26 protein-coding genes are annotated in these 23,978 nt (G+C 37.7%); 19 read left to right on the top strand and 7 right to left on the bottom strand.

Going from position 1 to position 23,978, the window contains the following annotated elements; genetic code table 11:
• Window positions 1-21 precede the first annotated feature (21 nt).
• Complete coding sequence (locus tag BKM32_RS02405) at window positions 22-1,032, top strand: LacI family DNA-binding transcriptional regulator (protein ID WP_053976220.1); 1,011 nt, start codon at window positions 22-24, stop codon at window positions 1,030-1,032.
• 37 nt (window positions 1,033-1,069) lie between these two features.
• On the opposite strand, the gene BKM32_RS02400 is transcribed toward BKM32_RS02405, so the two are convergent.
• Entirely contained in the window at window positions 1,070-2,071 is a 1,002-nt protein-coding gene (locus BKM32_RS02400) for a glycoside hydrolase family 5 protein (protein WP_076662399.1), read from the bottom strand.
• A gap of 427 nt (window positions 2,072-2,498) precedes the next feature.
• Here BKM32_RS02400 and BKM32_RS16445 point away from each other — a divergent pair, with 427 nt between their 5' ends.
• From BKM32_RS16445 to BKM32_RS02390, 3 genes are all read left to right on the top strand, one after another.
• Window positions 2,499-2,666, top strand: a complete 168-nt coding sequence (locus BKM32_RS16445) for a hypothetical protein (protein ID WP_157503100.1) — start codon at window positions 2,499-2,501, stop codon at window positions 2,664-2,666.
• Between the two features lie 250 nt (window positions 2,667-2,916).
• Window positions 2,917-4,839: a sensor histidine kinase gene (locus tag BKM32_RS02395; protein WP_083702071.1), complete on the top strand. Its 1,923-nt coding sequence runs from the start codon at window positions 2,917-2,919 to the stop codon at window positions 4,837-4,839.
• Between the two features lie 4 nt (window positions 4,840-4,843).
• Entirely contained in the window at window positions 4,844-5,515 is a 672-nt protein-coding gene (locus BKM32_RS02390; RefSeq protein WP_053976217.1) for a response regulator, read from the top strand.
• Window positions 5,516-5,744: 229 nt separating this feature from the next.
• Here BKM32_RS02390 and BKM32_RS02385 read toward each other — a convergent pair whose 3' ends face one another.
• Window positions 5,745-6,245 carry a DUF456 domain-containing protein gene (locus tag BKM32_RS02385; RefSeq protein WP_076662398.1) on the bottom strand — a complete coding sequence of 167 codons (501 nt, stop codon included), beginning with the start codon at window positions 6,243-6,245 and terminating at the stop codon, window positions 5,745-5,747.
• A gap of 326 nt (window positions 6,246-6,571) precedes the next feature.
• Here BKM32_RS02385 and BKM32_RS02380 point away from each other — a divergent pair, with 326 nt between their 5' ends.
• Together BKM32_RS02380 and BKM32_RS02375 are read left to right on the top strand one after the other, a co-directional pair.
• The gene (locus BKM32_RS02380; protein WP_253187380.1) at window positions 6,572-6,979 is read left to right on the top strand and encodes a hypothetical protein; all 408 of its coding nucleotides are present in this window, start codon (window positions 6,572-6,574) and stop codon (window positions 6,977-6,979) included.
• A gap of 10 nt (window positions 6,980-6,989) precedes the next feature.
• The gene (locus BKM32_RS02375; RefSeq protein WP_076662396.1) at window positions 6,990-7,484 is read left to right on the top strand and encodes a hypothetical protein; all 495 of its coding nucleotides are present in this window, start codon (window positions 6,990-6,992) and stop codon (window positions 7,482-7,484) included.
• Window positions 7,485-7,492: 8 nt separating this feature from the next.
• Here the strand turns inward: BKM32_RS02375 and BKM32_RS02370 are convergent, their stop codons facing one another.
• Genes BKM32_RS02370 through BKM32_RS02360 form a run of 3 tightly spaced genes read right to left on the bottom strand, consistent with a single transcriptional unit; the run spans window position 7,493 to window position 10,307 of the window.
• Complete coding sequence (locus BKM32_RS02370; protein ID WP_076662395.1) at window positions 7,493-8,374, bottom strand: hypothetical protein; 882 nt, start codon at window positions 8,372-8,374, stop codon at window positions 7,493-7,495.
• Window positions 8,375-8,427: 53 nt separating this feature from the next.
• The gene (locus tag BKM32_RS02365; RefSeq protein WP_076662394.1) at window positions 8,428-9,552 is read right to left on the bottom strand and encodes a glycosyltransferase; all 1,125 of its coding nucleotides are present in this window, start codon (window positions 9,550-9,552) and stop codon (window positions 8,428-8,430) included.
• A complete protein-coding gene (locus BKM32_RS02360; protein ID WP_253187378.1) occupies window positions 9,549-10,307 on the bottom strand; it encodes a hypothetical protein in 759 nt (252 codons plus the stop codon). Before BKM32_RS02360 ends, BKM32_RS02365 begins: the two co-directional genes overlap by 4 nt.
• 240 nt (window positions 10,308-10,547) lie before the next feature.
• Here BKM32_RS02360 and BKM32_RS02355 point away from each other — a divergent pair, with 240 nt between their 5' ends.
• The 8 genes from BKM32_RS02355 (at window position 10,548) to BKM32_RS02320 (ending at window position 16,193) form a co-directional block, all read left to right on the top strand.
• On the top strand, window positions 10,548-11,186 hold the full coding sequence (locus BKM32_RS02355) for an outer membrane beta-barrel protein (RefSeq protein ID WP_076662392.1): 639 nt from the start codon (window positions 10,548-10,550) through the stop codon (window positions 11,184-11,186).
• 7 nt (window positions 11,187-11,193) lie between these two features.
• Window positions 11,194-11,745 carry a crossover junction endodeoxyribonuclease RuvC gene (gene ruvC / locus BKM32_RS02350; protein ID WP_076662391.1) on the top strand — a complete coding sequence of 184 codons (552 nt, stop codon included), beginning with the start codon at window positions 11,194-11,196 and terminating at the stop codon, window positions 11,743-11,745.
• A 37-nt stretch (window positions 11,746-11,782) separates the two neighbouring features.
• Window positions 11,783-12,919 (top strand): radical SAM family heme chaperone HemW, encoded by a 1,137-nt coding sequence (gene hemW / locus BKM32_RS02345; protein ID WP_076662390.1) that lies wholly within the window; start codon window positions 11,783-11,785, stop codon window positions 12,917-12,919.
• Window positions 12,920-13,027: 108 nt separating this feature from the next.
• Entirely contained in the window at window positions 13,028-13,774 is a 747-nt protein-coding gene (locus BKM32_RS02340; RefSeq protein WP_076662389.1) for a cyclase family protein, read from the top strand.
• Between the two features lies 1 nt (window position 13,775).
• Complete coding sequence (locus BKM32_RS02335) at window positions 13,776-14,123, top strand: DUF4260 domain-containing protein (RefSeq protein ID WP_076662388.1); 348 nt, start codon at window positions 13,776-13,778, stop codon at window positions 14,121-14,123.
• A 2-nt stretch (window positions 14,124-14,125) separates the two neighbouring features.
• Entirely contained in the window at window positions 14,126-14,485 is a 360-nt protein-coding gene (locus tag BKM32_RS02330) for an MmcQ/YjbR family DNA-binding protein (RefSeq protein ID WP_076662387.1), read from the top strand.
• A gap of 209 nt (window positions 14,486-14,694) precedes the next feature.
• Window positions 14,695-15,522, top strand: coding sequence for a hypothetical protein (locus BKM32_RS02325; RefSeq protein ID WP_076662386.1), 828 nt, complete (start codon window positions 14,695-14,697; stop codon window positions 15,520-15,522).
• A gap of 92 nt (window positions 15,523-15,614) precedes the next feature.
• A complete protein-coding gene (locus tag BKM32_RS02320) occupies window positions 15,615-16,193 on the top strand; it encodes an alkylphosphonate utilization protein (protein ID WP_076662385.1) in 579 nt (192 codons plus the stop codon).
• Here the strand turns inward: BKM32_RS02320 and BKM32_RS16440 are convergent, their stop codons facing one another.
• Both BKM32_RS16440 and BKM32_RS02315 read right to left on the bottom strand, forming a co-directional pair.
• Window positions 16,194-16,337: a hypothetical protein gene (locus BKM32_RS16440; RefSeq protein ID WP_157503095.1), complete on the bottom strand. Its 144-nt coding sequence runs from the start codon at window positions 16,335-16,337 to the stop codon at window positions 16,194-16,196.
• Window positions 16,334-17,185: an AraC family transcriptional regulator gene (locus tag BKM32_RS02315; protein ID WP_076662384.1), complete on the bottom strand. Its 852-nt coding sequence runs from the start codon at window positions 17,183-17,185 to the stop codon at window positions 16,334-16,336. The genes BKM32_RS16440 and BKM32_RS02315 overlap by 4 nt, the downstream gene beginning before the upstream one ends.
• A 142-nt stretch (window positions 17,186-17,327) precedes the next feature.
• Between BKM32_RS02315 and BKM32_RS02310 the strand changes: the two genes are divergently transcribed.
• From BKM32_RS02310 to BKM32_RS02290, 5 genes are read left to right on the top strand one after another with little or no spacing between them, the layout of a single operon-like run.
• Window positions 17,328-18,239: a dihydrodipicolinate synthase family protein gene (locus BKM32_RS02310; protein ID WP_076662383.1), complete on the top strand. Its 912-nt coding sequence runs from the start codon at window positions 17,328-17,330 to the stop codon at window positions 18,237-18,239.
• Window position 18,240: 1 nt separating this feature from the next.
• Window positions 18,241-19,824 (top strand): aldehyde dehydrogenase (NADP(+)), encoded by a 1,584-nt coding sequence (locus tag BKM32_RS02305; protein WP_076662382.1) that lies wholly within the window; start codon window positions 18,241-18,243, stop codon window positions 19,822-19,824.
• 1 nt (window position 19,825) lies between these two features.
• The gene (locus BKM32_RS02300; protein ID WP_076662381.1) at window positions 19,826-21,583 is read left to right on the top strand and encodes a DUF885 family protein; all 1,758 of its coding nucleotides are present in this window, start codon (window positions 19,826-19,828) and stop codon (window positions 21,581-21,583) included.
• 13 nt (window positions 21,584-21,596) lie between these two features.
• Complete coding sequence (locus BKM32_RS02295) at window positions 21,597-22,607, top strand: 4-hydroxyproline epimerase (protein WP_076662380.1); 1,011 nt, start codon at window positions 21,597-21,599, stop codon at window positions 22,605-22,607.
• 10 nt (window positions 22,608-22,617) lie between these two features.
• Entirely contained in the window at window positions 22,618-23,865 is a 1,248-nt protein-coding gene (locus BKM32_RS02290) for an FAD-binding oxidoreductase (RefSeq protein WP_076662379.1), read from the top strand.
• Window positions 23,866-23,978 lie beyond the last annotated feature (113 nt).

The raw sequence follows: 23,978 nt of genomic DNA, 5'->3' as shown, positions 1-23,978 counted from the left end.
AAGATTTAGTAAATTTAAACCATGGGTACAAAAATAACGCTAAAGGATTTAGCGAAAATATTGAATGTGTCGGTATCAACGGTTTCGAAGGCCTTAAATGACAATCCTGAAATCAGTGTTGAAACCAGGACGAAAATTAAGGAGCTGGCGGAGTCGTATAGATATGTCCCGAATAACATAGCTCAGAGTTTAAAATCTAAATCGACCAAAACTATTGGAGTGGTAATTCCGGCAATCTTGCTGGAATTTTTCTGTAAAGTACTTTATGGTATCGAGAAGGAAGCGACTGCGCGAGGTTACAAGATCATTATCTGTTTGTCCAATGAACTTCAGAAGAAGGAAAGTGAAAGTATAGATACTTTTATTAACGGAAGTGTGGATGGTATTATCCTGTCATTGGCAGAAGAAACGCAGAAAACAAAGAATTACTCGCATTTTTATAAGAGTATGAACTACAACCTGCCTATGGTTATGTTTGATAGGGTCTCTGATGAAATTGAATGCGATAAGGTAACTGTTGATGATTTTCATGGAGCTTATAATGCAGCAAAATTTCTATATGAAACGGGTTGTAGAAACATCGTTTTTGTAAGCCCTATTCCGGATATTAGTGTAGGGCAGGCTCGTGAAAGCGGGTATTTGGAGGCTTTAGAGGAGTTGGGAATTGCACCTAAGATTCTTAATGTGGAAAATTATAATACCATAGAAAGGGAACTGACGGAATTTTTGAAAACCCATAAGGTTGACGCAATTTTGGCTGCCGACGAATATTCTGCTGTGTTGTCTTTGAACGTAGCTAGATTGAATGATTATAAGATTCCTGATCAAATATCAGTCATTGGTTTTACAAACGGTCTTATGGCGGAGCATTCCATTCCTTCCTTAACAGTGGTAAGCCAGCATGCCGAGCAAATTGGAAGAGAGTCTGTGAAAGCGTTGCTTGATAAAATAACAGGTCAGACTACGGAGACAACGCATCATGTTGTAGAAACTACAATTATCCATAGAAATTCTACCAAAAAACTAGCTTAGAACATTTTGAAATAAAATTAACTTCAGGGTTACTTGTTTAATACTTGTAACTCTGAAGTTTCTTTTTAAAATAGGTCCCATGCCTTGATGGGGTGTAATTGTCGTCTGTAAATAGACGAGGCGCCCATTCTTTGTCAAACACCCAAATCATATAAGATATTTCTTTGTCGTCGCAATAATTGGTTATGGCATCCCCGTAGCTTTCATCGCTAATGACGGGTTGATGAGCTCCTGGATCTTCGGGGCCGCAAAAACCAATTTCGGTGAGTATTAATGGATATTTGGCTTTTACAAATCCCCAATCTACTGTCCACTGCTTTTCCCAAGGCTTTTCTCTTTTTTGAGGATAGGGATGGCTCACGTAGGCAATACCTTCAACGTCCAAAGGTGTATCTTTAACAGGGGTTAGGTCGTAGGCCCAATTAAATCCAGCTACCAAGGGAATCCCTTTTCCACCATTGGCACGGATAATGGTAATCATCTCTTTGTTGAATTCAGACCATTGCTCCCAAGTAATAGTGCCGAGTTCATGGTTGTATGTAGTTGGCTCATTAAATAACTCGTAAAAGGCTACTGTTGGATTATTGCCATAACGCTTGGCAATCTTCCTCCAGAAATCATAGGTTTCTTTAGGAGTAGTATCATAAATATCCGATTGATACATTTCGGTTCTAAGATTTCCAATGCTATGCCAATCGATAATAACGTACATCCCCAAGTCTCCGGCCCATTTAATGCCTTCATCCAAAAGTTTCAAGTAGTTCTCGTGTCCACGTTCGTTCCATCGTGGAGGATGCACCGGGAATCTCACTAGATTGGCACCCCAATTTTTGATTTCCTGAAAATAGCTTTTGTTCCAATAGCCGTCTTTTTTGAGTTTGTCTGGATCACTAGTGTTTAGTCCACGGAATATGATAGTGTCGCCAACTTCTGTTATAAAACTATTGCCTTTAACTCCAATTCGGGACATTTTGGATTGGGCATTTAGGTTAAAGTTGAGGCAAATTAAAAGAATAATTGAGAATGTTTTAATTGACATTTTTGTAATTATATAATGTTGAATATGCTCTAAGCAAGTTAGGGGTTTTCTGCGAAAAGCGAACGTATTATTTTGTCAAAGACTGCTATGATATTTCCTATAATTAACATTTATTTGTAGCCTTAGGATTACTTGAATGCATTTCGTCGAATAAATTGATGTGTTTATCGTGTATATTTTATCCGTTACATCATTTGATTATATCTTAGCTATACTTCTTTAAGCCCCAAACACTTATCGAGGTGATTTTAATTCATTGAATCTTATTTTGAGTAACTAAATTTTATTCCCTCAACTAGTTACGATTTGCACAGAAATGTGTATTTGTTAATCCATTCCTCCCTCCAATGGCATTTAACGATGCGTTGTTAATAGTAATTTACTAAACCCAAATATTAACTATTGTTCAACCAAAAAAATAAGAATCATGAAAGCCCTAAAAATTACATTATTATTGTTAGCCGTATTAGTATTAACTGTATCTGGACAACGCAGCGATATTAGCAACGATAATACACCTACCTATAAAGAATACAACAATAAAAACTTATTGGCTCACGAGAGGTCTTTAGGAAAACTAAAAACCAACGGATAAACATATTTCTCCCTGTATAGTTTGTAAAAGCCTTTTATCAAATGTTGATAAAGGGCTTTTTGTTGTTACATAAGTTCAAAATCTGTATTCATTTTCTTAATAATTATTCTAAATTTGAGAATAGATTGTAACAATTGGTATTTTGATAAGGCCCTTTCTTTTTGTTTTTGTCTTTCTATTCTCTCATCCATTTTTTTCTCAGGATAGTAAGAATTCTTCTGTTTTGGATAGTATTATTAAATTAAGGGCAATGTCCCAAGATGAAGAATTCTCTTTGGAGGAAAGGTTGGATTTTGCTTTAAAGTCTTCGCTGATGGCCAAGCAAATAGGGGTGGATTCTACCATATTGGCCAGTAACAGGAAATTGTCCTTGATGTATTTTGAAACGGAACATTATGATGACTATGTCAAGATCAATCAACGAAATGTAAAATTGGCTGAAAAACTAAGGGATACTTCTGCAATGGGAGTAGCTAGTTCTAATTTAGGATATTTCTATCATTACAATAAGCAGATTGATAGTGCCTATTATTACCTCTATAAATCTTTAGACTATGCTCTCGCTTTGAAGGATAAGACTGGACAGGCTGATATTTTGTCCAGTATAGCTGATATACAAGTGGGAGAGAAGGATTATATGAGTGGAGAGGAGAATGCTATTAAGGCTATTAAGCTTTTGGAAAAGCAACCTAAAAGTGAATATAATCTTGGAAATCAATGGATGCTTACCAATTTGATAGGGATAGTCTCCAATAAATTGCAACACTATGATAAATCTATTGAACACTATGATCGTGCTATAGATATTGCAGATAGAATGGAGGACGGTTTTGTTGAAAGATGTATTTCTATGAATAATAAGGCTTTTGTTTATAGAAAAAAGGGAGATTTTGAAACAGCCTTGGAATTATATGAAGGTCTAATGCCTTACAAGAAGGAGTATGAAGATTACGATCCATCTTTTTATGCGCTTATCGTGGACAACATTGCGTATACTAAATTAGAAGCGGGACGTTCGGATTATGATTCTATGGAAGCCATGTTTAAGGAGGCATACAGAATTTCAGATAGTTTGGAGGATCCAGCTACTAAACAGGCTGTATGTTTGGATATTTCTAAGTTTTATGCAGAATTAAAGCAAAAGGACTCCGCTTTGGTTTATGCTAATGAGGCCAGAAAGCTTAGCAAGGAAACTTCCTCCAACGAAATATATTTAGACGCTTTAATGGTGCTTTCGCAATTGAAGGAAGGTGATTCAGGTAAAGCCTATCTCAATGAACATATCAAATTGAGCGATAGTCTACTCAATGTAGAGCGGAATGTACGTAACAAATTTGCGCGAATAGAATTTGAAACCGATCTCATAGAACAGGAAAACCACAGGATTTCGCGAGAACGATTTTGGTTGTTTGTAGTGTCTTTGGTGTTGTTGTTTACGCTTTTTCTGTTGTATGTTATCGCTACCCAAAGAGCTAAAAACAAGGAGTTGAGGTTTAAGCAGGATCAGCAAAAGGCAAATGAGGAAATCTATAATCTCATGTTGTCACAACAGGATAAGGTTGAAGAAGCTAGAGCACACGAAAAGAAGCGTATTTCAGAAGAATTGCATGACGGTATTTTAGGGCGTTTGTTTGGCACCAGACTTAGTCTGGATAGTTTGAGCTTTAGTGAAGGGAAAGAGGCAGCCAAAAGCAGGATAGGGTACATTTCAGAACTCAAGAAAATAGAAGAGGATATCCGAAAAATTTCCCATGATTTGAATACCGATTTCGTTTCAGGTTCTGGATTTATGGATATTGTGGGGGAACTTGTGGAAAAACAGGCCAATGCCTATCAATTGAAATATACCTTTAATTATACCGACGATATTAATTGGGAAAATGTGCCCAATAAAACCAAAATCAATATTTACAGAGTGATTCAGGAGTCACTTCAAAATATTTATAAGCATGCTAAAGCCCAATTGGTGAAAATCAACGTAGATTTAAAGGATGATGTCATTATGTTGTCACTTAAGGATGATGGAAAGGGCTTTGACGTCAACAAAAGCCGAAAAGGAATAGGCTTAAAAAATATTAATTCCAGAGTTGCCGAAATTGAAGGAAAGTTGGGCATCGATTCAGCTCCAAATCAGGGAACAACAATTACAATAGAAATTCCATATATAAATTAAAACTATGATGCAGCAGATAAATATCTTAATGGTAGACGATCACCCAATGATTATTGAGGGCTATCAAAACACCTTAATGGCCACTAAAAATGATGATCAAGTACTTTTAATTGATACTGCAAACAACTGCGATACAGCCAATGAATTGTTACAACGGGCATCGAAAGAACGTCCTTATGACGTCTGTTTTTTTGATATCAGTTTACCTAGTTCGGCAGATGGTGCTATTTCTTCGGGTGAAGACTTGGCAAAAATAGCTCGCGATATCATGCCGCATTCCAAGATCATCATCCTTACCATGTTTAACGAATCCTATCGCATTCATAATATCATAAAGGCTGTGGAGCCTGATGGGTTTTTGATAAAAAGCGACTTGACTTCTATGGAGTTGGCGGAAGCCTTTCAACATATATTGGTGTCGCCTCCCTATTACAGCAGCACGGTAAATAACTACCTTAAAAAATCGGTGACCAGTGATATCTATATAGATGATATCAACCGAAAGATTCTACATTTATTATCACAAGGAATCAAGACCAGGAGTTTAAAGGAGTATATCGACTTGTCCATGAGTGCGATTGAAAAGCGTAAAAAGCAGATGAAATTGTTGTTTTCGGTGGAAGATGGGAAGGACGAAACCCTTTTAAAGGAAGCTCGTGACAAAGGATTTTTATAAAAATGAACTTTTTTTTGATTTTTTGATGGTTTCAAAAAATGCGAGAGGCTTTGCGCATTCTGGGTTTTACGGTTTTTCCACATCAAGTTTGAGGTTTTTCCGCAGTTTTAAAAAGAAGCCTTAACATATATTTGTATCAGTCAACAGAATTAATTAATCCCTCTAAGTAATTTGTTGAATTGATAGCAAAGAACTTAAGCCTGACAACCTACGTCAGGCTTATTTGTTTTTAGGAAATTAGGCTGCCCCAATTGTCAATAAGCATTGCTATAAAAAGCCCTAAGTAAACAAGGGAAATTACAAACTTCATAAAGGTAGATGCCAAAAAGCCCAAAAAGGAGCCCCAAGCAGCTTTCATGGCGGTGTCGAAGGAACTTTTATTAAACAGCTCTCCAACTAAAGCGCCAATAAAAGGCCCAACGATAATTCCAAAGGGTCCAAGAAAAATTAATCCTATAATAAGTCCGATAGTGGTTCCAATAATTCCCGCTTTACTGCCTCCGTATCGTTTGGTACCCACCGCAGGAATGATATAATCCAAAATCATAATGCCAACGGCAATAATAAAAGTAATCACCAAAAAGGTTTGGGTTACTGGAATGCTATTGGTGATACCAATCAATAATAAACCAATCCAGCTTAACAGAGGTCCTGGCAGTACGGGAAGGAAGCTTCCTATTATTCCGAGTAGCATACAGAAAGTTGAAATAACAATCAAAAATATGTCCATGAAGTAATTTAAAATTTAATTGTTTGACGTCTTCACGATCTTAAAGTTACAGTTGTGAAACTTTAAATCCGATGTGTTGAAGAATAATTTGTGAATTTTGATATTGATATTTAGAGAGTTAAGTGTTGAGTTTCCTATGTTTTTAAGAGCAGATGATATTCCTGATATTATTTGTATATTATTGAAGAGATTGAAGTAGTATAATTGTATTTTAAATCCCTGAAAAAATTGTACTTTTCGTGTTCAGTAATATATAAATGAAGCACTTATTACTAGTTTTTTGTGTTGTTTTGTTAACGTCCTGTAACTATTTTGAGCAAAAAAAGATGTCTTCGGATCAGCTTTTAGAAGAAGAGTTGCAAACGTTTAATTGGAAGGATGTAGACGAGTACCCTACATTTGCTTCCTGTGATTCCTCATCGGGGAAATATGTGAAAAAGCAGTGTTTTGAACAAACGCTTCAAAACGTTGTGGCTACGCAATTGTCTAAACAACACATTATAGTTTCACAAGATGTATCGGATACCATTCTACTGAAAATCACCATAGACAATAAGGGGCAATTCACCATTGATGACATCAGTTATAAACCGTTGACAGGACAACAAATTCCAAAGTTAGATAGTTTATTGCGTCATAGTTTCGATTCCTTGCCAAAAATATATCCCGCTATCAAAAGAAGCCAACAAGTGGCGACGCAGTTTAGCTTGCCAATTGTGGTGAATATTCAATAAGAATTAGGGTTTGCTGGATGCTAAAATTACATATAGGATAAATGGCGATTTTAATAGTGGGCTTAAGATATTTTTGGATGATAATTTATTAATGTTTTCTGAAGTTAAACGGAAATGGTTTTCATCAGATATTATCCAGATTTATGCAGAAAATAAAGAATTGCTTCTTGTAATAAAGAAAAAGGGAGTTTTTAAGACATTGTATCATATTGAATTTCAGAATGGCCAATTAATAGATGATGTTAAGTCTATAGAAGAGTCTTTCTTGTCAAGTAGAATCTGTTTTTCAGGAAACAAAAGCATAGAATTAAAAAGTAGTGCAGTTCCATTCATAGGGCCTAATGCTAGAATATTTTATAAGAATGAAGAAATAGGAAATATTAAGATTAAAAAACTAGCAATTAATCTCGATTATACATTAACAATGAAAAAGGCAAATTTTGAATACCTGTCTTATTTGTTTATTCTCTTCTTAGTAAAGGAGTCCAACAGGGATTATGATTAAAGCAAAACCTAAAGTTTAAGTTTGTAACCCAGGGTGAAATCGGAAGAAAAGTGTTTGCCGTTTTCCAGTCTTATCGCAGCAAGATTGTTGTAGCCAAACATGATATAACTGCTGTTGGAAATGCGATAATCGGCTCCAATTCCAAAAATAAAAGGTGCATCAAAAATGGTTTCTTTGTAATTTTTACTCACAACAATATCATTTTCGTCGGTATAGGTATCGACTCTGTTTGAAAGATTTAGTGTTGCAAATTTCACATCTGCATAGATGTCAAGCCTTTTGAATTTAAGAGCCCTAAAGCGGTATCCCAAAGAAATTTCGGTAGTGCGATATTCAAAATCCTTGTTTTCAAAAGTATGTCGAAATTGCAAAAATCCAGAATGTCTCTGTTTTTTGGTATTGGTAATTACTTCCAATTCGGCACCCAAAACCGAAGAGGTGTAATTCTCGGGGTTGTAGATAAAAGGGCTATTGGTAATACCTCCAAACACACCAAGGCGCAATTCTGGTTGGGCTTTGATATCCTGTGTTTGGTAAGACGCATCGGACGAGCTATTATAACTGTCTACAAATTTTTTCAGGCTAGGCAGGGTAAGGTTCACATTTTTTGTGGACAAGCCAGAACCTTGCGTTGCTTCTTGTAAAGTGGTTTTGTATTCGTTTTGATATTTTCGGGTATCTGGATTTTTGGTGTTTTTCAGTTCAACAATATTGTTGTCGGTTGTTTTTATAAAATAGCGGTATGTGCCATTGTCAATGGTCCAAAGTAAATCAAGTGTACCTTCAATTTCTGTTTTGAGTTCCAAGGTTTCTCCATTAAAGGTGTATGAATTTTGGGAATAAATGAGACTGCTAACCAACAGACAAATAATAAGAAGTGCTTGTTTCATTGGGTTGATACTTAATATTGGAGTAAAGCTAGTAAAAATAAACTATAGTCGCCCTATTTTTTGTAGGAGCGACCTTTCCATTTGTATCCTTTAAAAATGGAGTTTACGGCCACGTAGACACTGAAAAAGGGATATAAAAAACTGGAAGGAACATAGGTGCCTAAATATTGTTCTTGTTCAAAAAAGCGGGAGACTTTAAAAATGAGAAGAAAATCAATGCAGAATTTTAAGGTGAACAGATATACAAGTGTTCTTAAGGAGGCAATATCCATGATCCAAAACAGAAATAGACAAACCAAAATGGCATTCATGGAAAAAACCGACAATGCTGTAATTTTTGAAAAGTAACCTGAATATTTTGATGTTTTTGCAGCCCATCGGATACGTTGTTCCAATAGAAGTTTAAAATTTCTTTCGGCTGTCGTGGTCACCATAGCGCCGGAATTTTTTAAATAATGCACATGGTCCAAACCTGTTTTGGTAGCTTTCTCAAGCATAAAAATATCATCGCCACTGGCAATACCGTTGTTGCCTTCAAAGCCATTAAGAGTGTGGAAAAGGTCTTTTTTGTAGGCCAAATTCGCGCCGTTACAAAGAAAGGGTTTGCCAATGCCAAAACCACCAATGGTAGCCCCTTGAAGGCTCAAAATGTCCAAAAGTTGAAATCTGTCCAAAAAGGAGGTTACATGATGATAGGAAACAGGTCCGACAATAAAATTTGTATTGTTGGTTTGGATAAAACTGTCAAAACAATCCAACCAATATTTTGGTACTATACAATCCGCATCAGTGGTAACAATCCATTCTTTTTTTGCCAAGCCTATGGCTGTGGAAATGGCATCTTTTTTGGGTGAATTAGAGCTACGATGGTTCGGAATCACTTTAAAATTAACCTGTTCTCCTGAAAAATAGGTTTCAATAATGCTAACAGAATCATCGGTGGAATCATCATTTACAAAGATGATTTCAAAAAGAGATTCAGGGTAATTTAGATTGTCAATTGATTTTAAAAGTTTAGGCAAGTTTTGGGCTTCATTCCTGAATGGAATGACCATGGAAAATTGTGTTTTAGGACTGTTGTCCTGAAGGTGAAAATCGGGAACCTTGTCAAAACCTACTGTAAGTTTTGAAATGATGATCAAATATACCACGCCAATAAAAAGGGCAATAAAGGTCATAGGGAATATTCGGTTTTGGGTTGTTTGAAAATCAGCACAAAATAACTGCCGATAATAGCAGGGATTGCTAAGTTAAGAATCCACATTAAGGTCGTGATGATGAGAATAGGTAGTTCGGGTACTCCCAATAATCCAAATAGATAAACTGCAACACCACCTTTAATTACTACATCAAAAATGGCAAAACTTGGAATGATGGAGGCCAGAAGATACATGCTCGATACTACTAGCATAGCATTTTCAAATGACAATGAAATACCAAAAAGAGAAAGTAATACATACCATTGAAAGGAAAAGCTGGCATATCTTAGAAATGAAAGCCCTAAGGTTTTTAAGAATACTAATTTTGGAAGTTCTCTTAAAAACTGTAGTGTTTTGCTTTGCTTGGTTGTTGTCAATTTTTTTAAACCAATCAACAAGCCTAAAACGCAACCAACAAGTATTATAAGAAGTAGTGGCCATTTTAAATTATTCGAAACTAAAGGTAAATCACATAGGATTGCAAAGAAGGACAATCCAATGGCACCAAAAATGGTTGTGATACACATTTGACTTAAGTTTCCTATAAGATTTAAGGCCATTATGCGTTTACGTAATGACGGATTGAAATAAATGGCTTTGGCTCCATATTCGCCAATACGGTTAGGAGTAAGCAATGAGGCCGCTAAAGAACCTAAGGTTTGTTCTGCTGAAGCTTTGGCTGAAATAGGTTGAATAGAACTGGCCAAACCTTGCCATTTGTAGATTTCAAACAACCAGTTAAAGCAGCTTAGAACAACCAGAAATAGTAGGTTGTTGAACGAAAAAAAGCTTTTTTGGGATAAAAAGAGGATAAATTCAGTAAATTCAATTGAATTGCTGTTTGCCAGTTTCTGGTGGATAAAATAAAAAACGCCAAGAACCACGCCCAATTTCAGAAGCGCAATGAAGAATTGCTTAGTTTTGTAGGGAAAAGCTATGGTTGGCATAGTACAAATAAAACCAAATATTATCAGATGACTTCAAATTTTAAATACAAAAAATTCCTGTTCATGTTAATGTGTATGGTGTTTGTATCTTCCTTTATGGATGCCCAAAATGCCACTAGTGAATGGAAATTGCAATTGGCTGTGGGATTTAATAACCCCATCGATAATGAATCAGATCCTATTTTTTTTACGGAGTATGTCAATCTTCCAACGGTAAACATTGGGTTGCAGCATATGTTTTCGGAGACTTGGGGAGCTAAATTGGATGGTGGTTTCAACAGAGCCTCCAATGCTGAAAATTCAGAAGAGTTTAAGCTGAACTATACACGAATCAATCTTCAGGCCGTCTACGACTTTAATAGATTGATTTGGTTTTGGCCAGAACCCATTGCCATTGTGGCTCATGCAGGTCCTGGGGTGAGCTTTACCAAGCCTTTGGGCAATTATGCAGATAACACATATACTTTTGTAAACGCCTTGGCAGGTCTGGAAGTGCATTATGGTTTGTCTAGAACCTTGTCTGTTTATGGGGATTTTGGATATGTGTTCTCTTTTTCGGGAGAAGATAAGTACGACCCCGTTATAGACGGTTATTCATTCCATAGAGATATGATGTATGTCACCATAGGAATCTCTATTTCGTTGAGTGGCTGTTCTTATTGTTAATGAATTTATGAAGCAGGAAAAAATTATTTTGGGAATCGATCCCGGAACTACCATTATGGGGTTTGGCCTCATTAAGGTGGTAGGAAACAAGATGTCTTTTTTACAGCTCAACGAGCTTGATTTGAAGAAGTACGAGGATCATTACCTAAAATTGAAGCTCATTTTTGAGCGCACCATAGAGTTGATTGAAACCCATCACCCAGATGAAATAGCGATTGAGGCTCCCTTTTTTGGAAAGAACGTGCAGAGTATGCTTAAGTTGGGCCGTGCCCAGGGGGTTGCTATGGCGGCAGGTTTGAGCAGGGAAGTGCCAATTACCGAATATTCTCCCAAAAAAATAAAAATGGCCATTACCGGAAACGGAAATGCCAGTAAAGAGCAGGTGGCCAAAATGCTTCAAAGTTTATTGGGCTTAAAAACTTTGCCTAAAAATTTGGATGCCACCGATGGACTGGCTGCCGCGGTATGCCATTTTTACAATCAAGGACGTGTGGAGGTTGGAAAAAGTTATTCCGGTTGGGCCAGTTTCGTAAGGCAAAACCAAGATAAAATAGTGTGATTTAAAAGACTTCAGTTTAGGTCAAGTTTATTGAGCAGTGGCAGGTATTTATTTCCATATCCCTTTTTGTAAGCAAGCATGTTACTATTGCGATTTTCATTTTTCAACCTCTTTGAAGAAGAAGGATGAATTGTTGCAGTGCTTGGTACAGGAGTTACAAATGCGTCATGAGGAATTCCAAAATGAAACCATAGAAACCATTTATTTTGGTGGGGGGACGCCTTCGTTATTGACAGAGGAAGAACTCCAATTGCTTTTAAATGCTGTTTATGGGAATTTCAGGGTTGTTGAAACTCCTGAAATTACTTTGGAGGCCAATCCAGACGATTTAACTATTGAAAAAATAGAAGCTATGGCAGCTTCTCCCATCAACCGACTGAGTATTGGAATCCAATCTTTTTTTGATGAAGATTTAAAAGGAATGAATCGTGCCCACAATGCTGCCGAGGCCAAACAAGCTTTGGAATTGGCGACCCAATTGTTTGATAATATCACTATCGATTTGATTTACGGGATTCCTGGCATGGATATTCAAAAATGGGATCAAAACCTGCAAATGGCTTTTGATTTTGGGGTACAACACATTTCCAGTTATGCTTTAACTGTGGAGCCCAAAACTGCTTTGGATTCTTTTGTGAAAAAAGGAACATACCCACCTGTAGATGAAGCTTTGGCTCTTCAGCATTTCAACCATTTAATGGAGCGAACAAAAGTAGAAGGCTTTGTGCATTATGAAATTTCCAATTTTGGAAACCCTGGGTTTTATTCCAAGCACAATACCAGCTATTGGCAGGGAAAACCGTATTTGGGGATTGGTCCTTCGGCGCATTCTTTTAATGGAACAACGCGAAGTTGGAATGTAGCCAATAATTCAGCTTACATTAAATCCATTGAAAAAGATGAGTTGCCATCTACAGTTGAGGAACTAAGTGTAGAAGATCAATATAATGAATATGTCATGACTGGACTACGAACCATTTGGGGTGTTTCATTGGATAAAATTGAAAGAGATTTTGGTTCAAACTTCAAAGAATACATCCTAAAAGCTGCCAAACCTCATTTGGAGCAGGGAGTATTGGCATTTTCATCGGATGAAGGCAATAACTTGCACACCACTTCAAAAGGAAAATTTTTGGCAGACGGCATTGCTTCCGATTTGTTCTTCGTATCCTAAAATTTATGCTTTCAGCCTAGAGGAAATAAAAACAATCCTCAATTAAAAGACTTATATTTGAAACTAAAGCAAAAAACTAAAGAGAATACCTAGTAAAATTGATAATTAATGATTGCAACAATACATTATAATTCCAAAAAATATAAAATAGATTTAACTCAGCCCATAGATATTTCAATACCAATGATTTCGTCTGTAACTAATGTAAATGCTTGGTATTTGGGGCCACCAAAAATTGAGCCCGTTGTAGAGGATGATTGGGTGGCCAGCGTAGAGAAAGGTGCTGTGATAAACTTCAACAATATTTCCTTTAACCCACATTCCCATGGTACGCATACGGAATGTGTGGGGCATATTACCAAAAAGGTACATTCCATTAACCAAAATCTGAAACAGTTTTTCTTCATGGCGGAGGTGATTACTGTAGCTCCAGAAAAATTGGGGGATGATTTTGTGATTTCTTCAAAGCAGATTCAAACGGCTTTGGGCAATAAAAAAAGGGATGCGGTTATCATTAGGACGATTCCAAATACAAAGGAAAAACTGTCTAAACAATATTCGCATACCAACCCTACCTATTTATTGGAGGAAACAGCTGTTTATTTAAAGAAGAAGGGCATTAAACATTTGTTGGTAGATCTGCCAAGTGTGGATAAAGAAAAAGACGATGGCGAGCTTTTGGCTCACAATGCATTTTGGAACACAAGTGGAAAGTTAAGAATGGATGCCACCATCACCGAATTTATTTTTGTGCCAAACCACGTAGAAGATGGTTCCTATTTCTTAAACCTTCAAATTGCGCCTTTTGAAAATGATGCCTCTCCAAGTAAGCCTATTTTGTATAAGATAGAATAGTATGGAACGGTCACTAAAAACTGAAGAATTGCTAATGTTTCTTCTGGGGATATATGCATTTCACACTATATCCTATAGTTGGTGGTGGTTTTTGGTGTTGTTGATGCTTCCAGATATTGGGATGTTGGGCTATTTGGCCAATCCAAAAATTGGAGCCATAACCTATAATTTATGCCACCACAAAGCTATTGCGGTGGCATTATTTTTATTGGGAGTATATTTCGAACTTGAAATACTAAAGTTGGTGGGCATTATTATGTTTTCGCATGCATCTTTTGATCGTATGTTTGGCTTTGGCCTGAAATATTTTGATGACTTTAAAAATACCCATTTGGGAAAATTGAAGTAAGTATGGATATTGAACAGTTGCATAACTACTGCTTGGGCAAACACAAGGCCACAGAGGATTTTCCTTTTGATGCGGACACATTGGTGTTTAAGGTGCTTGGAAAAATGTTTGCTTTGATTTCGCTTGAAAAATGGGAAGCTGGTCAGAAGGCCATCAGCTTAAAATGCAACCCAGAATATGCCATTGAACTTCGGGAGCAATACGATGGTATTATTGTTCCTGGTTTCCATTTAAACAACAAGCATTGGAATACAGTTTACCTTAATGGAGAAATTCCGGTTTCAATGGTTTTAGAGCTTATCGATCACTCTTATGACATGGTTGTAAAGGCTATGCCCAAAAAACTTAGAGAGCAGTTATAAAATTACAGTTTATAACGATACTGAATGATTGCGAGGTGCTAATATGTTAAATGTTAGGAAAATATTGTATATTAGTAAGACAAATCACTTCCCAAAGAATACTGAAATTAAGCTTTTATAACAACTTCCCCCAAAAGTTTGGTTGTCCCAAATTGAGTTTTTTAAGAATTTTTTGTTGTCAATATAGTAATCTTAAAACTTAATTAATTATGAAAACGACCAATCGGATGATGCTCCTTGTGGCATTGTTTTTATTTGTAGGAATGGGCATGGCTTTTGCCCAAGAAACTTCAAAAAGGCCCCAATACGTAACTGTTACCACTATGCATTGGAACATGGATTTAAAGGACTTTAAAATGGAAGAATGGAAAGCTGTTGAAAAGGAGTTTTTGGACAAAGTCACCAGTAAAAATGAACATGTGGTAGCCGCCGGATTTTATTTGCATAGAATGACCCCTGATAATACAGAGTTATTGTACGTCCAAGCATTTCCAACATGGAACGATATTGATTTGGCAGCCAATCGCAATGACGAGTTGATTAAGGAGGCATGGTCTTCTGAAAGTGCTAGAAAAGCGTTTTTCGAAAAGCGAAACAAGTATTATTCGCCGTATCACTCCGATGAAATTTATGCCACGATGCCCAATGCAAAATTATTCAACGATGATAATATGACCGAGGACAAGATCTTGTATGTAAGAACGGGACATTTTGCTTATCCAAAAGATGGAAATGGCGATGAATTTAGAAAGGCTTTCGATGATTATACGTTGAATGTGTTCCATAAAAATGAATACATCAAAGGATATTATCCACAGTCTCATGCATATGGGGCGGATAGAACGGTGTTTGTAGAGGCCTTTTATTTAGATTCTATGGCAGATTTGGAGAAGATGTATGATAGAAATGAAGAACTCTTCAATGCTTATTGGAAGGATGAAGCCGCTAGAAAGAAGATGTCAGATTTGGAAGGGAAGTATTTTACTCCCGTGCATAGCGATGCTATTTATACTGCAGTTGCTGGTTTGCGAAAGTGACCATGATTAAACTTTTATTGTAAAAAGGAGCTTTTTTAAAAGCTCCTTTTTTTATTTAAACACTACTTTTGTGGAAATCTAAACTTGAAACCATGAGCGTATTACAGACATTACAGGAAAGAAGCAATAATACATGCGAATTGTGCGGGGCAACAGAATATTTAAGCCAGTATACCATTCCGCCTTCGTTAAATGAAAATGTTGCCAATGATGTATTGGTTTGTAAGACCTGTTTAGATCAAATTGAAGGCAATGAAGAGATGGATGCCAACCATTGGAGATGTTTAAACGATAGCATGTGGAATGAAAATGTTGCAGTGCAAATTATGGCTTGGAGAATGTTACAGCGCTTACGTGGCCAAGGTTGGCCGCAAGATTTGTTGGATATGATGTATCTAGACGATGAAGCATTGGCATTGGCAAGGGCTACGGGCGAGCATGAAGATGAAAGCAGCAAGATTGTACACCGCGATGCTAATGGCACTATTCTACAAGCTGGAGATTCTGTGGTTTTAATTAAGGATTTAAAGGTAAAAGGCTCAAGTATGGTGGCCAAACAAGGAACTGCCGTAAGACGTATTTCTTTAGATCATGAAAATGCCGAGTACATTGAAGGGAAGGTAGATGGACAGCAAATTGTAATCATCACCAAATACGTCAAAAAGATATAATTATTCGTCATCTTTCTTTCGGTTGAAAAATCCAAAACCGAAAGGAAGGATCAAAAATAGGAAGAAGAACTTTCCACTAATCACACCATAGAGGGTAATAAGTAAGGCAATACCCAAAAGGATATAAAGGTGTTTGGTTTTCATAGGTGTTCTGAAGTGTTTCTAAATTGTTTTGGGGATACTGTTTTCACATTTTTGAACTGTCTGTTAAAATTCGAAATGTTATTGTACCCACACAAATAACTTACTTCGGCAATAGTGTGATGTTTATTAGATTGTAGTAGTCTGCAGGCATTCTCAATTCGCAGTTCATTAAGAAACGTAAAATAGCTTTTGTTGGTTCGTTTTTTAAAATACTTGCAAAAGGCATTTTTGGTCATTTTGGCAATTCCCGAAACCTCTTCCAAACTAATATCCTTCTGGTAATTGTTCACTGTGAATTCCATGATATCGCGCATGCGGGTTCCTTCTGTATCAGTATATGTCTTTTCGTAAACAAAGGAGGAAAGACTTTTAAATTCCGAAGATGATGCTAATTGTAGTAGTTCTAATAAAATCAGGAATCGATTAAGTTTGGAACATTGTTCCAATTGCAAGAACAAATTTTTAGTTTGATTTTGATTGGATGTTACCTTAAATCCATGTTCTGCACGTTTGAAAAATGGATGGAGTTCTTTAAGTTCATCCAATTCAAAAAAGTGTTTTCCAAAGGATGCTTTTGTGAAAAATAAGCTCAGCATATGCGAATCTTTTTCAGCTTGCAGATTGCTTCTAAAGACATGTGGAAGGTTGGTGCCAATGACCAAAAAATCTCCTTTAGAATAATGATTCACACTATCCCCAACTATCAACGTGCCATTTCCCTCAACAATAAAGCTTAGTTGAAATTCTTCATGCTGATGTAGCTGGTCATAAAACACGGGAGCAATGTCAACTTGATATACAAGTGAGTGAAATTCTGGCTTTGGTATTTTGAATGGCAAAACTTTCATGCGGATTTAAAATTACATAAATATTATTCCATTTGGAATCATGATTGGCTTTTTTGGATAATATTATATCGATTTTGGATAGGGTTGCATCATTTGCAAGCGTTTGGTTTGGCTAGTTTTACATTAAACTAAAAACACTATTATGGCAATGGATTGGAAAGGCGTTATGCCTGCTATCACAACAAAATTTACCCAAGATGATGAATTGGATTTGCAGATGTTTGAGCATAATCTTAAAGCTCAATTGGATGCTGGCATCCATGGCATTGTATTGGGAGGCACCTTGGGAGAAGCAAGTACCTTAAATGAAAAGGAAAAACAAACCTTGACCCAACATGCGGTTGAGGTGATTAATGGAAAAATTCCAGTATTGGTGAATATCGCGGAACAAAGTACGAAAGCCGCTATAGCTGCAGCGAAACAAGCAGAAACAGATGGGGCCGATGCTTTAATGATGTTACCGCCCATGCGTTATAAATCATGCGATACAGAAACGGTGGAATATTTTAAGGAAGTGGCCAACAGTACTGCATTGCCCATAATGATTTACAACAACCCAATTGACTACAAAATAGAGGTTACTTTGGATATGTTCGAAGAGCTAATGCAAACCTGTCCCAATATTGAGGCGGTAAAGGAGTCTACACGCGATGTTACAAACATCACCCGAATTAAGAACCGCTTCGGAGACCGATTGAAAATATTGACAGGGGTGGATACCTTGGCTTTGGAAAGTTTGCTATTGGGAGCCGATGGTTGGGTTGCAGGTTTGGTGTGTGCGTTTCCAAAGGAAACAGTGGCCATTTATGAACTTCAAAAGGCTGGCCGAATTCAAGAAGCCTTGGATATTTATCGATGGTTTTTGCCATTGTTAGAATTGGATATAAACCCTAAATTAGTACAGAATATCAAATTGGCTGAAGTCTATACAGGTTTGGGAACAGAAAATGTGAGAAAGCCCAGATTGCCATTGTTTGGAACGGAACGTGCAAATGTCATTCAAATCATAGAAGACAGTTTAAGACATAGGCCAATAGTACCAGAATACAAATAGAATGATTACAGGAAAAAACTATATAGGAAATCAACTTTCGGCGGAAGGTGAAACAAATTACAAAACTTTCAATCCGCAGCTCAATATTGAAAATCCCGTTGAATTTACCGAAGCGACAACTCAAGAAATTGACCGAGCAGTAACATTGGCTTCCGAAGCTTTTAAAGCTTATAGAAACATTTCCGGTCTTAGAAAAGCTGAGTTTTTAGATGTTATTGCCGATGAAATTCTGGATTTGGGTGAGGAACTCATTGAAATGTATTGCTCCGAATCGGGGTTGCCAAAAGGCAGAGCTGAGGGAGAACGCGCACGAACCATTTGGCAATTGCGTTCTTTTGCAGATTTGTTGAAAGAAGGCAGTTGGGTGGAGGCTTCCATAGATACCGCCATCCCGGATAGAACGCCAAACCCTAAACCTGATTTACGAAAAATGTTGGTGCCTATTGGACCTGTGGTAGTATTTGGAGCCAGTAATTTTCCTTTGGCGTATTCAACAGCGGGAGGCGATACAGCTGCGGCTTTGGCGGCAGGATGTCCGGTGATTGTAAAATCCCATCCTATGCATTCTGGAACTGGAGAATTGGTGGCTTCAGCGGTGATTATGGCTGCCGAAAAAACAGGAATGCCCAATGGTGTATTTTCAAATTTAAACAGCAGCGGAATTGAAGTTGGTGTGCAATTAGTGGAGCATCCACAGGTAAAAGCTGTCGGTTTTACAGGCAGTATCAAAGGAGGTCGCGCTTTGTTTGATTTGGCGTCCAAACGTCCCGAACCAATTCCGGTGTTTGCTGAAATGGGCAGTATTAATCCGGTCGTGTTGTTGCCTCAGGCATTGGAGGAAAGAGCTGAAAGTTTGGCGAAAACCTATGCCAATTCGGTGACTTTGGGAACAGGACAGTTTTGTACCAACCCAGGTTTGATTTTAGGAATTAAAAGTTCCGGATTGAACCATTTCATCGAGACGCTTTCTGAAGAAATTTTAAAAATTGAACCTTCATGTATGTTGCATCCCAATATAAAGGGGGCTTACGATAGGAATAAAGAATCGGCAATACAGCAAGATGGTTTAAAGGTGACTGCAAATTATGCTGATGAGGTTCAGGTTAATTATGCGCAACAAACGGTAACCACTGTTGATGGTAAGGTTTTTTTAGAAAATCCTACCTTACATCAAGAGGTATTTGGCCCATTTACAATGGTGGTGCAATGTGAACATATTGAGCAATTGGAAAAATTGATTCTAAAGTTGGAAGGACAGCTAACGGCTACTTTGATTGCAGAGGATGGAGAGGCGGCTGAATATCCACAGATCATTTCAGCTTTACAAAACAGGGTAGGGCGTTTAATTTATAACGGTGTGCCAACCGGAGTTGAGGTTTGTCCGTCTATGGTGCATGGCGGACCTTTTCCAGCCTCTACCGATAGCCGATTTACAGCTGTGGGTGTGAATTCCATCAAGCGTTGGGTGCGTCCGTTTTGCTTTCAGAACTGGCCAGATCAATTGTTGCCCGATGAATTGAAGAATGATAACCCTTTGAATATTTCTAGACTTGTCAATAATATCCAAACCAAAAGCAAATTATAGTATGAATTGTAAATATATCAGCCTCATTTTAATACTTGCTCTTTTGGGATGCCAAAAAGAATCAAGTACATTGACTCAAGTTCCAAAAGCCAAACAAGAGCTGGATACGATTATTAAACACTACGAAGATCATAAGGGCTATGACGAAAAAACATATCCCCTTGGGCTCTATACTAAAACGTACTATCAAGCCGAGGCTGAATTTGCCAAATCACAACTTGAGGAATTAAAGGCATTGGATGTTTCAGGTTTGAGTGAAACAGATCGAATTTCGGCAGAATTGCTGAGTTTCGAACTTCAGGATATTATAGATTATTATGAATTTGAGCAGTACCTCAATCCCTTACTTTCCGATACGGGATTTCACTCCAATTTAACCTACGAAGTAAGACCGTTGACTAATTACGAACAGGTAATGGATTACTTAAATAGGCTGAATGCGATTCCCGAGTTTGTAGATCAACATTTTGACAATCTTCGGGAAGGATTGAAAAAGGGGGTGTCGCAACCATTGGTGATTTTTAAGGGATATGAGTCTACCTATGATGATAATATTGTTGAGAATTTTGAGGATAGTTATTATTATTCGCCCTTTAAAAATTTACCACATGGTTTAACAGCACAGCAAAAGGATTCAGTGTTGAGAGCAGCTCAAACGGCTATTGAAACTAATGTAATTCCCGAATTCAAACGTATCAAGACCTTTTTTGAAACCGAATATTTTCCGGCTACGAGAACTACTTTAGGGGTGTCCGAAACGCCCAATGGCCAAGCTTTTTACCAAAATAGAATCAATTATTACACTACAAGCACTGAATATACAGCAGATGATATCCATGAAATAGGATTGAGTGAAGTAGCTAGAATTACGGCAGAAATGGAGCAAATTATTTCAGACTTGAATTATAAAGGAAGCTTTGCCGACTTTTTGAAATTTTTAAGAACCGACTCGCAATTTTATGCCAAAACACCAAGAGAGTTGTTGATGATTGCCCGTGATATGGCCAAGCGGATCGATGCGCAATTGCCGAGGTATTTTAAAACCTTGCCAAGAAAACCCTATGGCGTGGCTCCAGTGCCCGATGCTATTGCCCCAAAATACACCACGGGGCGTTATATTGGCACCTCAAAAGAAAGCACAGATCCCGGATATTATTGGGTAAACACCTATGATTTACCTAGTAGAACTTTGTATACACTTCCGGCTCTTACGGCTCATGAAGCGGTTCCAGGGCATCATTTGCAGGGCAGTTTGAACAATGAATTGGGAGATAGTATTCCAAAGTTTAGAAGGAATTTGTACCTGTCCGCTTATGGAGAAGGTTGGGGATTGTATTCGGAATACTTGGCTGATGAGATGGGCATTTACACTACGCCATACGAGGAATTTGGAAAATTGACCTATGAAATGTGGCGTGCCTGCAGATTGGTGGTCGATACAGGGATCCATGCCAAAGGTTGGACGAGGGAACAAGTGATGGAATTTATGGCAACTAATACTGCATTGTCGTTGCACGAAATCAACACCGAAACCGATCGTTACATTTCTTGGCCAGGCCAAGCCTTGTCCTATAAAATTGGTGAACTTAAAATAAGGGAGCTTCGTCATAAGGCAGAAGCCGAATTGGGGACTAAGTTCAACATTCGTGATTTTCATGAAGTCATATTGGAGCAGGGAACCGTTACTTTGGCTATTTTAGAAAGTCGGGTGAACCATTATATAGAAAAGACCAAAACAGGGAAGCAAAACTCCAAGTAACGCCAAGGAAGATATGAGTAAACATATTTTTGCGTGTATCGATGCCCATACTTGTGGCAATCCGGTTAGGGTTATTAAAGAAGGGGCGCCGACCCTGAAAGGGAATTCTATGAGTGAAATGCGTCAACATTTTTTGAAGGAATTTGATTGGATCCGCAAAGGATTGATGTTTGAACCTCGCGGGCATGATATGATGAGCGGTAGTTTGTTGTATCCACCACATGACCTCACTAACGACTTTGGAATTATTTTTATTGAAACTTCAGGGTGCTTGCCCATGTGTGGCCACGGAACCATTGGCACCATAACGGTAGCTATTCAGGAAGGTTTGGTTATGCCTAAAACAGAAGGGGTTATTAAAATGGAAGCTCCTGCGGGAGTAATTCATATCGAATATGGGAAAAATGGCGAAAAAGTAGATTGGGTAAAGTTGACCAATGTTACGAGTTATTTGGCTGCTGAAGGTTTAGAAGTAGAGTGCCCAACATTGGGGACCTTGATTTTTGATGTGGCTTATGGCGGAAATTTCTACGCAATTATTGATCCGCAAAAGAACTTTTTTGGAGTTCAGGATTATTCCGGAGCAGAAATTATTCAATTTTCTAAAGTGATTAGACAACGAATCAATGAGTTGTACCCTGATAGTTTTGTACATCCAGAAGATGCTACGATTAGAGATGTTACTCATGTGTTATGGACTGGGAGTCCTATAGATTCTGGTTCCTCGGGAAGAAGTGCTGTGTTTTATGGTGATAAGGCTATTGATAGAAGCCCTTGCGGAACTGGAACTTCGGCCAGAATGGCGCAATTGTATGCTAAAGGTAAATTGAAGGCAGGTGAAGATTATATTCATGAGAGCTTTATAGGGAGTACATTTATTGGGCGTATTGAAGAGGAGGTTCCGTTTCATGGAAAATTAGGGATAGTTCCAAGTATTAAGGGATGGGCAAAAGTTTTTGGGTATAATACCATTGTAATAGATCCAGAGGATGATCCATATGCTCTGGGGTTTCAAGTGATTTAAATAGTAGGCAATGAGCAAAAAGGTGATTGTTATCGGAGGTGGTATTATAGGGCTGTGTTCTGCATACTATCTCCATAAGGAAGGGCATCAAGTGACGGTGGTTGATCAATCCAATATGGACGGAGGTGCTTCATATGTTAATGCGGGGTATCTGTCTCCAAGCCATATTGTGCCGTTGTCTGCCCCAGGTGTTATGAAGCAAGGCTTAAAATGGATGTTGGATCCTGCAAGTCCGCTTTATATCAAACCGCGATTGGATTTCGATTTTCTCAAGTGGGCCTATGCTTTCAATAAAAGCTGTAATTCAAGACATGTTCAAAAGGCAATTCCAGTTATCAAGAAAATTTCTTTGTTGAGTCAGGAGCTTTATAAAGAGCTTAAAGCTTCCGAAGGATTTACATTTCAATTGGAACATAAAGGCTTGTTGATGTTGTGCCAAACGGAAAGGATGTTGGAAGAAGAAATCCATATGGCACAGATGGCAAAAAAGGAAGGATTGGATGCTTCCGAAATTAGTATGGAGGAACTGAAATCTTTAGAGCCCAATGTTGAGATGAATGTCATTGGAGGGACTTATTATAAATGCGATTCGCATAGTACGCCTCATGAATTTATGACTGAGATGAAAACTTATTTGAGTAAAGTTGGTGTTGCCTTTTTGTTGAATGAAAAGGTTGAGGACGTCACTTTGTCTGGATTAAAAATCACCCAGATTCATACTTCAAACCAAAGTCTAAAAGCTGATGAATTTGTTTTAGCTGCAGGTTCTTGGAGCCCCTTGTTAACTAAAAAAATAGGACTGAACATGTTGCTTCAGGCAGGGAAAGGCTATCGTATCAATACCTCTAGGGAGACAGGAATTGGAATTCCAACCATATTGGTAGAATCCAAAGTGGCCGTTACACCTATGAATGGGTTTACGCGTTTTGCTGGTACGATGGAGATTGCGGGAATCAATAATCATGTAAATGAAGTTCGGGCCAATGCAATTGCTAAGGCTGTTCGTCAATACTATCCTAATATTAGTCTAACCAAGACTGAAATACAGGAGGCGGCCTCGGGTTTAAGGCCGGTAACTCCTGATGGTTTACCTTATATTGGCAAATCTTCAAAATGCCACAATTTAACCATAGCTACCGGACATGCCATGATGGGCTGGACCATGGGGACGGCCACTGGTAAATTGATTTCTGAGCTTATTTCTGATAAACAATTATCGATGTCTGTAACTTTTTTTTATCCTGATAGAAAATATTGATTTACAATATGTTAATGTAAAAATAATGGCTTTAGTTTGTCATTTTCCTGTTGTCTAAAGTTGTTGCATTTGGTCGAAAATAATAGATGGTTAGGTTTTAATTTTTGATATTT

Origin of the sequence: Mangrovimonas sp. DI 80 (assembly GCF_001975575.1) — a bacterium.
GTDB lineage: Bacteria > Bacteroidota > Bacteroidia > Flavobacteriales > Flavobacteriaceae > Mangrovimonas_A > Mangrovimonas_A xylaniphaga.
The sequence above is the reverse complement of the archived record's forward strand: the minus strand, read 5'-3'. Positions and strand labels throughout refer to the sequence as shown.